The sequence below is a fragment of the Mycolicibacterium vaccae NBRC 14118 = CIP 105934 genome (genome assembly GCF_001552715.1).
In the GTDB taxonomy this organism is placed as follows: domain Bacteria; phylum Actinomycetota; class Actinomycetes; order Mycobacteriales; family Mycobacteriaceae; genus Mycobacterium; species Mycobacterium vaccae.
Window position 1 is genome coordinate 1 of sequence record NZ_BCRS01000167.1, and the last position, 13,018, is coordinate 13,018.

Annotated in this window: 13 protein-coding genes, 1 tRNA gene and 1 pseudogene; 5 read left to right on the top strand and 10 right to left on the bottom strand. The window is 69.1% G+C overall.

The window, feature by feature from the left end; genetic code table 11:
* A pseudogene (locus MVA01S_RS24575) lies at positions 1–197 on the top strand (4-(cytidine 5'-diphospho)-2-C-methyl-D-erythritol kinase); the annotation flags it as partial.
* Positions 198–506: 309 nt separating this feature from the next.
* On the top strand, positions 507–2,141 hold the full coding sequence (locus MVA01S_RS24580; protein ID WP_003929900.1) for a fatty acyl-AMP ligase: 1,635 nt from the start codon (positions 507–509) through the stop codon (positions 2,139–2,141).
* A gap of 49 nt (positions 2,142–2,190) precedes the next feature.
* On the opposite strand, the gene MVA01S_RS24585 is transcribed toward MVA01S_RS24580, so the two are convergent.
* The gene (locus tag MVA01S_RS24585; protein ID WP_003929901.1) at positions 2,191–3,639 is read right to left on the bottom strand and encodes a lipase maturation factor family protein; all 1,449 of its coding nucleotides are present in this window, start codon (positions 3,637–3,639) and stop codon (positions 2,191–2,193) included.
* A gap of 76 nt (positions 3,640–3,715) precedes the next feature.
* On the opposite strand from MVA01S_RS24585, the gene MVA01S_RS24590 reads away from it, so the two are divergent.
* Genes MVA01S_RS24590 through MVA01S_RS24600 form a run of 3 tightly spaced genes read left to right on the top strand, consistent with a single transcriptional unit; the run spans position 3,716 to position 6,597 of the window.
* The gene (locus MVA01S_RS24590; protein WP_040540993.1) at positions 3,716–4,672 is read left to right on the top strand and encodes a daunorubicin resistance protein DrrA family ABC transporter ATP-binding protein; all 957 of its coding nucleotides are present in this window, start codon (positions 3,716–3,718) and stop codon (positions 4,670–4,672) included.
* Positions 4,669–5,523: an ABC transporter permease gene (locus MVA01S_RS24595; RefSeq protein ID WP_003929903.1), complete on the top strand. Its 855-nt coding sequence runs from the start codon at positions 4,669–4,671 to the stop codon at positions 5,521–5,523. Before MVA01S_RS24590 ends, MVA01S_RS24595 begins: the two co-directional genes overlap by 4 nt.
* 42 nt (positions 5,524–5,565) lie before the next feature.
* Positions 5,566–6,597 (top strand): 4Fe-4S binding protein, encoded by a 1,032-nt coding sequence (locus MVA01S_RS24600; RefSeq protein WP_003929904.1) that lies wholly within the window; start codon positions 5,566–5,568, stop codon positions 6,595–6,597.
* Between the two features lie 81 nt (positions 6,598–6,678).
* Here the strand turns inward: MVA01S_RS24600 and pth are convergent, their stop codons facing one another.
* The 9 genes from pth to MVA01S_RS24645 form a co-directional block, all read right to left on the bottom strand.
* On the bottom strand, positions 6,679–7,257 hold the full coding sequence (gene pth, locus MVA01S_RS24605; RefSeq protein ID WP_003929905.1) for an aminoacyl-tRNA hydrolase: 579 nt from the start codon (positions 7,255–7,257) through the stop codon (positions 6,679–6,681).
* A gap of 11 nt (positions 7,258–7,268) precedes the next feature.
* Complete coding sequence (locus MVA01S_RS24610) at positions 7,269–7,922, bottom strand: 50S ribosomal protein L25/general stress protein Ctc (RefSeq protein ID WP_003929906.1); 654 nt, start codon at positions 7,920–7,922, stop codon at positions 7,269–7,271.
* Positions 7,923–8,122: 200 nt separating this feature from the next.
* Positions 8,123–8,797 (bottom strand): LpqN/LpqT family lipoprotein, encoded by a 675-nt coding sequence (locus tag MVA01S_RS24615; protein ID WP_003929907.1) that lies wholly within the window; start codon positions 8,795–8,797, stop codon positions 8,123–8,125.
* On the bottom strand, positions 8,794–9,138 hold the full coding sequence (gene arsC / locus MVA01S_RS24620; protein ID WP_003929908.1) for an arsenate reductase (glutaredoxin): 345 nt from the start codon (positions 9,136–9,138) through the stop codon (positions 8,794–8,796). The genes MVA01S_RS24615 and arsC overlap by 4 nt, the downstream gene beginning before the upstream one ends.
* Complete coding sequence (locus tag MVA01S_RS24625) at positions 9,139–10,119, bottom strand: ribose-phosphate diphosphokinase (protein WP_003929909.1); 981 nt, start codon at positions 10,117–10,119, stop codon at positions 9,139–9,141.
* A 103-nt stretch (positions 10,120–10,222) separates the two neighbouring features.
* Positions 10,223–11,713 (bottom strand): bifunctional UDP-N-acetylglucosamine diphosphorylase/glucosamine-1-phosphate N-acetyltransferase GlmU, encoded by a 1,491-nt coding sequence (gene glmU / locus MVA01S_RS24630; protein ID WP_003929910.1) that lies wholly within the window; start codon positions 11,711–11,713, stop codon positions 10,223–10,225.
* Positions 11,714–11,757: 44 nt separating this feature from the next.
* Positions 11,758–11,829 (bottom strand) — tRNA-Gln (locus tag MVA01S_RS24635).
* A gap of 46 nt (positions 11,830–11,875) precedes the next feature.
* A complete protein-coding gene (locus tag MVA01S_RS24640) occupies positions 11,876–12,355 on the bottom strand; it encodes a GreA/GreB family elongation factor (protein ID WP_003929911.1) in 480 nt (159 codons plus the stop codon).
* A gap of 81 nt (positions 12,356–12,436) precedes the next feature.
* Positions 12,437–13,018: NAD(P)/FAD-dependent oxidoreductase (locus MVA01S_RS24645; RefSeq protein ID WP_159426344.1), on the bottom strand; the 582-nt coding region annotated here is incomplete at its 5' end.

A 13,018-nucleotide genomic window follows, 5' to 3' on the forward strand; every position in this document is an offset into this window, starting at 1 on the left:
CCGGGATGGCGGCGGGCGCGCTGGCCGGCGTGGTGTCCGGGTCGGGGCCGACCTGCGCGTTCCTGTGCCCGTCGGCCGGTGCCGCGGTCGACGTCGGCACCGAACTGGCCGGCGCGGGGGTGTGCCGCACCGTCCGGGTGGCCAGCGGGCCGGTGCAGGGCGCCCGGGTGGTACCGAGCCCGTCGAACGCTGGTTGAGCCTGCAACAAAAAGTGTGATGCACGCCTCAATACCTGCGCCCGTTTGGCAGCTACTTAAGAGTTGCTTAAGATGATCGACGGTGAGTGACAGCGGTCGAGCAATGGACGCATCGGTTTACCCCACCGGTCTGACCGGGGGGCCGTTGACCGGTGTCGGTGCGGCATTCGAGCGCGCTCGCGCAACATCACCGATTCGAGACACAACCGCTCCCCAAATGTTTGCGCGCCTCCGTGAAAAGGGCGCTGATCAGGCGGAGCATGGCAAACGGGCATGTGCACCGGGGCAGATGTCGGCGAGGAGGTCGTCGTGAGCAGATTCACCGAGAAGATGTATCGCAGTGCCCACACCACCGGACGGGGCATGGTCACCGGAGAGCCTTATGAGCCGGTCCGCCACACCTGGAGTGAGGTGCACGAGCGGGCGAAGCGCATCGCGGGCGGCCTGGCCGCCGCGGGTGTGGGTCTCGGTGACGCCGTCGGCGTCCTTGCGGGCTTCCCGGTCGAGATCGCCCCGACGGCCCAGGGGCTGTGGATGCGCGGCGCCAGCCTGACGATGCTCCATCAGCCCACCCCGCGCACCGACCTGGTGATGTGGGCCGAGGACACCATGAACGTGATCGGCATGATCGAGGCCAAGGCTGTCATCGTGTCCGAGCCCTTCCTCGTCGCGATCCCGGTGCTCGAGGAAAAGGGCATCAAGGTCCTCACGATTTCCGACCTGCTGGCCTCCGAGCCGATCGAGCCGATCGAGGTCGGCGAGGACGATCTGGCGCTGATGCAGCTGACCTCCGGATCGACCGGATCTCCCAAGGCGGTGCAGATCACCCACCGCAACATCTACTCCAACGCCGAGGCGATGTTCATCGGCGCGCAGTACGACGTCGACAAGGACGTCATGGTCAGCTGGCTGCCCTGCTTCCACGACATGGGCATGGTCGGCTTCCTGACCATCCCGATGTACTTCGGCGCGGAGCTGGTCAAGGTCACGCCGATGGACTTCCTGCGGGACACCCTGCTGTGGGCCAAGCTCATCGACAAGTACAAGGGCACGATGACCGCGGCGCCGAACTTCGCCTACGCGCTGTTCGCCAAGCGGCTGCGCCGGCAGGCCAAGCCCGGCGAGTTCGACCTGTCCACGCTGCGGTTCGCACTGTCGGGCGCCGAGCCCGTGGAGCCGGCCGACGTGGAGGACCTGCTGGACGCGGGCAAGCCCTTCGGCCTCGATCCGGGCGCGATCCTGCCGGCCTACGGCATGGCCGAGACCACGCTGGCCGTGTCGTTCTCGCCGTGCGGTGCGGGCCTGACGGTCGACGAGGTCGACGCCGATCTGCTCGCCGCGCTGCGCCGCGCCGTCCCCGCGACCAAGGGCCACACCAAGCGCCTCGCCGAGCTCGGCCCGCTGCTCACCGATCTGGAAGCTCGCGTCATCGACGACCACGGCAACGTGATGCCGCCGCGCGGCGTCGGCGTGATCGAGTTGCGCGGTGAATGCGTCACGCCCGGCTACATGACCATGGGTGGGTTCATCCCGGCGCAGGACGAGCACGGCTGGTACGACACCGGCGACCTCGGGTACCTGACCGAGGACGGCAACGTGGTGGTCTGCGGTCGCGTCAAGGACGTCATCATCATGGCCGGCCGCAACATCTACCCGACCGACATCGAGCGGGCCGCCGGTCGCGTCGAGGGTGTGCGTCCGGGCTGCGCGGTCGCGGTGCGCCTTGACGCCGGGCATTCCCGCGAGACATTCGCCGTCGCCGTCGAGTCCAACAACTGGCAGGACCCCGCCGAGGTGCGCCGCATCGAGCACCAGGTGGCGCACGAGGTGGTCGCCGAGGTCGACGTCCGGCCGCGCAATGTCGTCGTGCTGGGCCCGGGCAGCATCCCGAAGACGTCGTCGGGCAAGCTGCGCCGCTCCACCTCGGTCTCGCTGGTCACCTAACCCGCGAGCGTGCGTGTCTGCGGCCGCCACGCCGCAGATTCTCGGCATTTCACGCACGCTCACCGGCGCCCAGGGTGACCGCCGGCAGGTACTCGCTGACCAGGGTTCGGTGCCACCACCGGCGTTCCTCACGCAGTTCCCGCCAGGTCGTGAACCGGTACTCGTACAGCCGCGCCCGGATGAATCGCGGCGGCGCTTCGGGAAACGGATTGTGCCCGAGCAGACGCAGAGTCGCGGCATCGTTGCGCAGCAGGCGCACGACCAGCGGCCGGAACCAGTCGCGGGCGTAGGCCGGTGACAGCGCCGCGAACCACATCAGCCAGTCCAGGCGCAGGTGGTAGGGCGCCCACTGCCGGGGCATCCGGCGTGGGTCGCCCGGCTTTCCCTTGAAGCCGTACTCCTGCCACACCGTCTGCTCGGTGGGTTCGGGGTCGTCGGTCCCTTCGAGGATCACCTCGTACCGGATGCGTCCGATGCTGCCGAACGCGCCGTAGGTGTTCACCAGGTGGAGCGGGTTGAACGACGCGTTCATCCGCTGCCGGCGTCCCAGCATGTTGCGCACGGGCAGGTAGCTCAGGACCACAGTCAGCGCGGTGGCGGCGATCACCAGTGCGACGAACCACGACGGCGTCGGCCCGGATGCGGCCGGGGGAGCCGGCACCGCCCCCACCCGGGCGAGGACGCTCTGGTCGACGGCGCTGAACGCGAGGACGATCGTCAACCAGTTCAGCCACGCGAAGTTCCCGGACAGCACCAGCCACAACTGGGTGACGATCACGATGCCGGCAGCCACTGAGGCCACCGGCTGCGGAGCGAACAGCGCGAACGGCACCACCAGCTGGGCGACGTGGTTGCCTGCGACCTCGACCCGGTGCAGGGGCCTGGGCAGGTGGTGGAAGAACCAGCTCAGCGGCCCCGGCATCGGTTGGGTCTCGTGGTGGTAGTCCAGGCAGCTCAGGTCGCGCCAGCACGGATCGCCGCGCATCTTGATCAGGCCGGCGCCGAACTCCACCCGGAACAACAACCAGCGCGCCAGCCACAACGTCAGCAGCGGCGGTGCGATGTCGTCGTTGCCCAGCAGCATGGCCAGGAAACCTGCCTCCAACAGCAGTGACTCCCAGCCGAATCCGTACCAGCGCTGCCCGACGTTGACGATCGACAGGTACAGAACCCACAGCGCCAGCCAGGTCAGCATGGCTGCCCACAGCGGCACCAGGTCGCCGCCGCCCGCCACGAGCGCCGCCGACAGCGCCGCGCCACTCCAGCACACGACGGCGAAGAAACGGTCGGAGTAGTGCAGATGGAACACGCTCGGGGAGACCCGGAACGACACCTGCGCGACGAACCGCGGCACCGGGAGCATTCCGTGTTCGCCGATCAGGGCGCGGAACTGGCGGGCGGCGCCGACGAACGCGATCAGGTAGATCGCCGCCACCCCGCGTTGCAGAACCTCCCGGGCCGCCCAGTACCCGGGCGCGTCGAACCAGTCCCAGTGCATGTATCCAGTACACGCAGCGCGGCGTGGCCGGTAAAGCGTTCGCCCGATGTCGGTGTGCGGCGATACCGTCGGCGTCATGGAATCGGCGATCGAGGCCATCGATCTGGTCAAGCGATTCGGTGACGAGACCGCCGTGGCGGGCGTCAGCTTCGCGGTACCACCGGGCACGGTGTTGGGCCTGCTCGGTCCCAACGGCGCGGGCAAGACCACGACCGTGCGCATGATGACGACGCTGACCGCCCCGACCAGCGGCACCGCGCGGGTGGCGGGGTACGACGTGCGCACCCACCCCGACGAGGTCCGGCGCCACATGGGGCTGACCGGTCAGGTCGCGACGGTCGACGAGCTGCTCACCGGACGGGAGAACATCCGGATGATCGGCGGGCTCTACGGTATCCGGCGCAAGGATCTCGACAGGCTCGGCGATCAACTGCTGCACCAGTTCTCGCTCACCGACGCCGCCGACCGGGTGGTGAAGTCCTACTCCGGGGGCATGCGGCGCCGCCTCGACCTGGCGGTCAGTCTGCTGGCCTCACCGCCGGTGCTGTTCCTCGACGAACCCACCACCGGCCTGGACCCGCGCAGCCGCAGCGAACTCTGGGAGGTGTTGCGCAGCCTGGTCGCCGAGGGCACCACCTTGTTGCTCACCACGCAGTATCTCGAGGAAGCCGACCAGCTCGCCGACAACATCGTGGTCATCGACCGCGGCCACGTCATCGCCGAGGGGTCGCCGCTGGAGCTCAAACACCAGGCCGGCCAGGCCAGCCTGGTGGTCACCGTCGCCGACACCGCCGATCTCGAGGCGACGCGGAATCTGCTCGGTCAGACCGGCGCCGAGGTGTTCGTCGACGCCGCAGCCCGGCGGCTGACCGCCCCGGCCGACGGGCTGGCGGACATGATCCGGGTGGCGGGCCTGCTGCACGAGCGCGGCATCACCGTCGACGACATCGGGCTGTCGCGGCCCAGCCTGGACGACGTGTTCCTGTCGCTGACCGGGCACCGTACCGAAGACAGTGAGGAGGTCGGCGCATGACCGCGCTCGACAGCAAGCCGCAGGCCGCGGTGCGTCCGCAGCCGGTGCCCATCCGGCCCACCAACCTGGCGCAGCAGTCGTGGATCATGGTCAAGCGCAACATGATCCACACCAAGCGGATGCCCGAGATGCTCAGCGACGTGACCGCGCAGCCGATCATGTTCGTGTTGCTGTTCGCGTTCGTGTTCGGCGCGTCGATCACCAACACCGGGGGTGCGTCCTACCGGGAGTTCCTGCTGCCCGGCATCCAGGCGCAGACCATCGTGTTCTCGGCGTTCGTCGTCGCGGCGGGCATCACCGCCGACGTCGAGAAGGGCATCATCGACCGGTTCCGGTCGCTGCCGATCTCGCGGTCCTCGGTGCTGATCGGCCGGAGCATCGCGAGCGTGATCCACTCCTCGCTGGGGGTGCTGGTGATGGCGCTGACGGGCCTGGCGATCGGCTGGCGGATCCGCAACGGAATCGGTGAAGCCGTGCTGGCGTTCGCGCTGCTGCTGTTGTTCGGCTTCGGGATGATCTGGTTCGGCATTCTGATCGGCTCGCTGATGCGCACCGTCGAGGCCGTCAACGGCGTGATGTTCACGGCGCTCTTCCCGGTCACGTTCCTGGCCAACACCTTCGTGCCGACCGAGCCTATGCCGCACTGGCTGCGGGTGATCGCCGAGTGGAACCCGGTGTCGTCGCTGGCCCAGGCGATGCGCGAACTCTGGGGTAACGGCGGCCCGGCGCCGGCGAGCGCCCAACTGCCGCTGCATCATCCGGTGCTGGCGACGATCCTGTGGTCGCTTGTGCTGACGGCGGTGTTCGCGCCGTTCGCGCTGTACGCCTACAAGCGGCGGACCGGCGGCTAGGCGGGGTCGTCACGAGGCTGAGTATGGTCTACCATACTCAGCATGGTGGACAAGCTCCCGGCGCGGCTCGCGCAACATCCCACGGTGCGCGCGGCGCGGTCGCGCCCGGCGGCCGAACCCGGCGTCATCGACGGCGAGTGGCTGCGCGCGGTCTGTCTGGACGCCGGCGCGGACGACGTCGGGTTCGCGGCGGTGAGCGACCCCGCGCTGAGCTCGGAGCTGCCCCATGTCCACGAGGCCCTGCCGGGCGCGGTCAGCTACATCTCGCTGGTGGTGAAGATGAACCGCGACAACGTGCGGTCCACCGCGCGCAGCGTGGCCAATCAGGAGTTCCACCGCAGCGGTGAGCTCGTCAACGAGGCGGCGCACCGCATCACGCGGGTTCTTCAGGACGCCGGGCATCGCGTGGTCAACCCGTCGGCCACCTTCCCGATGGAGATGGACCGCTACCCGGGGCGGATCTGGGTGGTGGCCCACAAGCCCGTCGCGGTCGCCGCCGGTATGGGCGCCATGGGCATCCATCGCAACGTGATCCATCCGAAGTTCGGCAACTTCATCGTCCTGGGCACCGTCATCGTCGGCAGTGAGATCAGCAGTTACGATGCGCCGCTGGACTATTCGCCGTGCCTGGAGTGCAAGCTGTGCGTGGCCGCATGTCCGGTCGGTGCCATCAAGAAGAACGGTGACTTCGACTTCGTCGCGTGCTCGGTGCACAACTACCGCGAGTTCATGGGCGGCTTCACCGACTGGGTGGAAACCGTCGCCGACAGCGCCGACGGTGCCGATTTCCGCTCACGCGTGAGTGATTCGGAGAACGCGTCGATGTGGCAGAGCCTGTCGTTCAAGGCGAACTACAAGGCCGCGTACTGCCTGGCGGTGTGCCCGGCGGGGGAGGAGGTGATCGCGCCGTACCTCGACGATCGCAAGGGGTTCATGGACCTGGTGCTCAAGCCGCTGCAGGAGAAGGTCGAACCCCTGTATGTGCTCGCCGAATCCGACGCCGAAGCGCACGCGGTCAGGCGCTACCCGCACAAACCGGTCAAGCGGGTGGGCAGCGGCATCCGCGGCCTCTGACCAGTTCTGCCGAAACCGCATTCCACGCGGCCAAATCGCGAAAAGGGCCGCGTGGAATGCGGTTTCGGCAGAAGGGGTGGATCAGGTCCAGGCGTGCACGGTGTTCTGTGCAGGCTCAAGGCCGTGGGCGATCAGCAGCTCGGTCGCGTCGGCGGCCTGCTCGATGATCGTCGGAACCTCTTTACGCTCAACGCTGTTGAAGTTCTCCAGCACGAAGGTGGCGCCGGACTTCTGGCCGGGCGGTCGGCCGATGCCCACCCGAACCCGGTGGAAGTCGTTGCTGCCCAGCGCGGACGACACCGAGCGCAACCCGTTGTGACCGGCCACGCCGCCGCCGCCCTTGAGCCGGATGCGGCCGAAGTCGATGTCCAGCTCGTCATGGATGACGACGACCTCAGCCGGTGCGACCGAGTAGAACTTGGCCAACGGTCCGACCTGGCGGCCGGATTCGTTCATGTACACCCTCGGCTTCGCCAGCACCACCGAGCGGCCCGCGAGCCGCCCGGTGGCCACTTCGGCGCCGGACTTCTTGTGCACCTTGAACTTCTCGCCCATGCGGTCGGCGAGCACGTCGACGACCATGAAGCCGATGTTGTGCCGGGTCGTCGCGTAGTTCGGTCCCGGGTTGCCCAGGCCGACGACGAGTACCGGTTCGGCCACGAGGGGTCTGCCTACTCGGACTCGGAGGCGGACTCGCCCGCCGCGGCCTCAGCGGCCTCGGCGGCCTGCTCGCCGACCGACGCGCCGCCGCCCTCGGACTCCAGCTCCTCGGCGCTCGGCGCCGCGACGATGTTGACCACCAGGGTCTCCGGATCGGAGATCAGGGTGACGTCCTCGGGCAGCTCGATCTGGCCGGCCAGGATCTGGGTGCCCTCTTCGGCGCCTTCGACCGACACGACGAACTGCTCGGGGATCGACTGGACGTCGGCCTCGATCTCGATGGTGTTGGCGTCCTGGGTGACCAGCGTGCCCGGGGTGGCGTCACCCTCGAGCACGATCTGAACCTCGACGGTGACCTTCTCGCCGCGGCGCACCACCAGCAGGTCGGCGTGCTGGATGTTGCGGCGGATCGGGTGGATCTCCAGGGCCTTGGTCAGCGCGAGCTGCTCGGTGCCGTCGATGTCGAGGGTCAGCACCGCGTTGGTGCCGGTGTGCCGCAGCACGGCGGCGAAGTCACGCGCGCTCAGCTCGAGGTGCTGCGGGTCGGTGCCGTGGCCGTAGAGGACGACGGGCACGCGGCCCTCGCGGCGGGCGCGACGCGAGGCGCCCTTGCCGGTCGAGGTGCGGACCGTCGCGGTCAGATTGTTGGGGGCGTTCTTGGCCATGATGTGTGCTGCTCCTGTGCCGGTGGTCGGTATCGGGCACGGCCAGGGTCGCACTTCGGTGAAGTCGTGGGTTCCCGTCGATAACGGCGGCGCTGCGCAGTGCAGGCCACCCTCGCCGTGACGCGTCCTCGAGGGTAGCTCAACCCGGGATCAGAGCGGAAATCCGACCCCTGTGAGCTGCGCGGTCCAGTCGCTCATGGTCAGCGGGCCGGCTTGGGCTTGGGCACGGCGACGGTGAACCCGCGGATGATCTCCTCGACGTCGGGTCCGTCCTCGGCGGCCTTGTCTGCGAATCCGGTGACGGTGAACTGCACCAGGTAACGCTGTTCGTCGGGCGGCGCGCCGGTGGCGATGACGATGCGGTTGTAGCTGTGCATCCGTGTGCCGCTGAGGTCGTAGCTGCCCTCGATCATTGACGACGGGAACTTGTTGAAGTCTTCGGTCGAGGAGTTGAGCTCGCGGAAGTTCTCCGACTGCAGCGCGTCGACGTTGGCGTGGGTCAGCGCTTCGGCGACGTCGAAGTCGCCGTCGAGTTGGAAGACCATCAGCATTGCGGTCGGGTAGGTGGCGCCCTTGGCGATCATCCTGGTGCCCGGCGCGAGGTTGGAGTTCCGGTAGGGCTGCCACCCCTCGGGGGTGGGGATCGACACCGTCAGGTCGGTGAGCATGTCGGGGGCCACGGGCTCGCCGATGACACCGGCGCGTTCCAGGAATGTGGCGATGGGGATCGCGTCCTCGGTGGCCGCGGCCGGGGCGGCCGAGGTGGTGGTCGGCGTCGACGACCACACCGACTGGTAGTCAGGAGTCCCGGTCGCGCAACCCGCCACCGCGAGCATCGCCACGGCCGCCAGCGCCGGCCGGAGGCGAACTGTCACAGAATCTCTCGGACGTTGTCGAGCGGGCGGGCCAGCCGGGTGCCCTTGTCGGTGACCACGAACGGGCGCTCGATGAGGATCGGGTGTTCGGCCATCGCGTCGAGCAGCTCGTCGTCGGACGCCGATTCCAGGCCGAGCTCGGCGTAGAGGGATTCGCGTTTGCGCACCGCGTCGCGCACCTCGATCCCGGCGTCGGAGATCATTGCCGCGAGTTCGTCGCGCGACGGCGGAGTCTTCAGGTAGAGCACGATCTCCGGCTCGATCCCGTTGTCGCGCAGGAGATCCAGCGTCTTGCGCGAGGTGGAGCACTTCGGGTTGTGGAGAATGCGCGCTGAGGCCATCTACGCCGACCCGTCGAAAAGGCTTGTCACCGAACCGTTGTCGAACACCGCGCGGATGGTGTTGGCCAGCAGCGGCGCGATGGACAGCACGGTCAGCTGCGGGAAACGCTTCTCCTCGGCGATCGGCAGCGTGTTGGTGACGATCACCTCGCACGCGCCCGAGTCGGCGAGCCGTTCGCGCGCCGGGTCCGACAGCACACCGTGCGTCGCGGCGATGATCACGTCACCGGCGCCGTCCTGCTTGAGCAGCCGCACTGCGCCGGCGATGGTGCCGCCGGTGTCGATCATGTCGTCGGTCAGCACGCAGGTCTTGCCGCGGACGTCACCGACGACGCGGTTGGAGACCACCTGGTTGGGCACCAACGGGTCACGCGTCTTGTGGATGAAGGCCAGCGGAACGCCGCCGAGGGAGTCGGCCCACTTCTCGGCGACGCGCACGCGCCCGGAGTCGGGGGAGACGACCACCATGTCGCGGTCGGAGTAGTGCTCGGCGATGTAGCCGGTGAGCAGTTTCTGCGCCCGCATGTGGTCGACGGGTCCGTCGAAGAAACCCTGGATCTGGTCGGTGTGCAGGTCGACGGTCACGATCCGGTCGGCGCCGGCGGTCTTGAGCAGGTCGGCGACCAGGCGTGCGGAGATCGGTTCGCGACCGCGGTGCTTCTTGTCCTGCCGGGCGTACGGGTAGAACGGCAGGATCGCGGTGATCCGCTTCGCGCTGCCGCGCTTGAGCGCGTCGATCATGATCAGCTGCTCCATGAGCCACTGGTTCAGCGGCGCAGGATGGGACTGCAGGACGAAAGCGTCGCAGCCGCGCACCGATTCGTCGAAGCGGACGAAGATCTCTCCGTTGGCGAAGTCGCGCGCCGTCTGCGCGGTCACCGGAACGTCGAGCTCCTTGGCGACCTGCTCGGCCAGTTCGGGATGAGCCCGGCCCGAGAAGAGCATCAGGTTCTTGCGGTTGTCGGTCCAGTCGTGGCTCACGGGGCTGCCCTCGGCGTCGGCGGTGAATACGAGGCCATCGTACGGAGCGCTCGCACGCCTACGTTGGCGGGTTACCAGAATGCCAATAAACAGTGACCGAGCGCTACTCGCCGGTAGCTTCGGGGTGCTCCGCGCCGGTGCGGTCGGCCGCCCTGGCCGCCCTGGCCGCCTCGGCCGCTGTGGCGGCCTTGCTGCCCGGTCGTTTGCGGGCCACCCAGCCTTCGATGTTGCGCTGGGGGCCCGCCGAGACGGCCAGCGCGCCGGGCGGGACGTCCTCGCGCACGACGGTGCCCGCGCCGGTGTAGGCACCATCCCCGACGGTCACCGGCGCGACGAACATGGTGTCCGAGCCGGTGCGCACGTGGGAACCGATCGTGGTGCGGCTCTTGGATTCGCCGTCGTAGTTGACGAACACGCTGGACGCGCCGATGTTGCTGTGGTCGCCGATGTCGGCGTCACCGACGTAGGTCAGGTGCGGCACCTTGGTGCCGGTGCCGATCGACGTGTTCTTGGTCTCGACGAACGCGCCGAGCTTGCCCGCCGCGCCCAGGCGGGTGCCCGGACGCAGGTAGGTGAACGGACCGACGACGGCTTCATCGCCGATCACCGACGAGGATCCGTGGGTGCGCACGACCTGTGCCCGGTCCCCGACCGTCACGTCGGTCAGCGTGGTGTCCGGGCCGATCTCGCAGTGCGCCCCGATCGACGTCGCTCCCAGCAACTGGGTGCCCGGGCGCACCACGGTGTCGCGGCCGATCGTGACGTCGACGTCGATCCAGGTGGACGTCGGGTCGATGACGGTGACGCCGGCGCGCTGGTGGCGTTCGACGATGCGCCGGTTGAGCACCGCGGCCAGCGCGGCCAGCTGCACCCGGTCGTTGACGCCGGTGACCAGTGCGGTGTCGTCGACGTGCTGGGCGCGCACGGCGCCGCCGTCGGACCGGACGATCGAGATCACGTCGGTCAGATACAGCTCGCCCTGGGCGTTGTCGGTCTGCAGCCGGCTCAGCGCCGAGCGCAGCGCCGTGGCGTCGAAGGCGTAGACACCGGCATTGACCTCGGTGATGGCCTGCTGGGCCGGGCTGGCGTCGGCCTGCTCGACGATCCCGGTCACCTCGGCGCCCTCGGCTTCGGAGGTGCGCAAGATGCGTCCGTACCCGGTCGGGTCGGCCAGCGTCGTGGTCAGCACCGTGGCCACCGCACCCTGGTCGGTGTGGGTGGTGATCAGGTCGGACAGGGTTTCGGTGTCGAGCAGCGGCACGTCGCCCGCGGTCACCACGACCACGCCGGTGAAGTCGGCGGGCAGCGCGGCGAGCCCGCACTCGACGGCGTGCCCGGTGCCGCGTTGCTGATCCTGGATCGCGATCTCGACGTCCCGGCCCAGCGTCTGGCCGATCTCCAGCGCGGCCGGGCCCACCCGCTCCCGGTCCTTGCCGACCACGACCACCAGGTGACGCGGTGCCACCGCGGTCACCGAGTGCACGGCGTGTGCCAGCATGCTGCGCCCGGCCAGGGTATGCAGGACCTTGGGGGTGTCGGACTTCATCCGGGTGCCCGCACCTGCCGCAAGTATCACGACCGCGGCGTCACGCATAGATGTCCTTCCGGATCGCGGAGCTGCCTCGGCATGCCTCGCTGCTCCGTCGCCAGGACTCGAACCTGAACTATCTGAACCAAAATCAGAGGTGCTGCCGATTACACCACGACGGACCGGTCACGAGGTACGCGTGCGACTCTAACCCACCGCCCGTGGGACTCACTGCGTCGCGAGCTGCTCCGCCTGGTGCGCCCCGAACGGCCTGGCGGCCAGCACCGTCACCTGCTGGGTGCCGCCGTTGGGCAGCTGGTAGGTGCGCTGCTGTCCGGGCGTCGCGCCCAGGAGTGCGCTGCCCAGCGGGGAGTTCACGGTGTAGACGTCGATCTCGGCGTCCGCGGTGCCGCGGGTGCCGAGCAGGAACGTCTCGGTGTCGCCGGTGTCGTCGAAGCGCACGGTCAGCACCATGCCCGGCTCGGCGACCCCGTCGTCGGCGGGGTTGACGGCGTGGTCGGCCCTGCTCAGCAGTTCGTGGATCTGCCGGATGCGTTCCTTGCGGGCCAGCCAGGCGTCCACCACCTGGTCGGCGCGGTCGGATTCGTCGGCACCCGCCGGGTTGGGCACGGCCATCAGCGCGGCCAGTTCCTGCTCCAGGCTGTGGCGGGCCTGGGGGGTCATCCAGATGGATTCGGTGGTCTGCACGTTCGGTTCCTTTGTCCGGTGGGAGTGATCGTCGTCAGGGGCGGGGTCATGCCGCCGCCCCTGACGACCGGGAGACCCTCGTCAGAGGGGAAGAGTCAGCGGCTGGGCGTGGTCGCCGGGTCGTCGCCCGCGCAGCGGGTCGAACGGGCGCGCCGCCTCGGGCTGTTTGCCGGTGACGATCTGCTCGGCGAGCAGCCGGCCGGTGGCCGGGCCGTGGGCCAGGCCCCACATGCCGTGGCCGCCGGCCACGTACACGTCGCCGGCGAGTTCGCCGATCAGGGGCAGGCCGTCGTCGGTGACCGGGCGCGGCCCGACCCACAGGTCGGTGCGCTCGTCCCAGCGCACGCCGTCGAACAGCGGCGTGGCCGACGCGATGATCGCGTCGATGCGGCGGTGGGCGATCGGTTCGGACGGGCGGCGGAACTCCATGGTGCCCGCGACCCGGAGGCCGCCGCGGTACGGCGTGCACGCCACCCGCGCCTCGGGCAGATAGATCGGGCCGGGCAGCGGGCGGTCCACCGGCACGGTGAACGAGTAGCCGCGGCCGGCCTGCAGGCCGACCCGCACCCGGCGCCCGGTCAGCTCCGGCAGCCAGGCCCCGGTCGCCAGCACGACCGCGTCGGCGCGCAGCGGTTCTCCGGCGCGCAGGTCGAGCCGCACGCC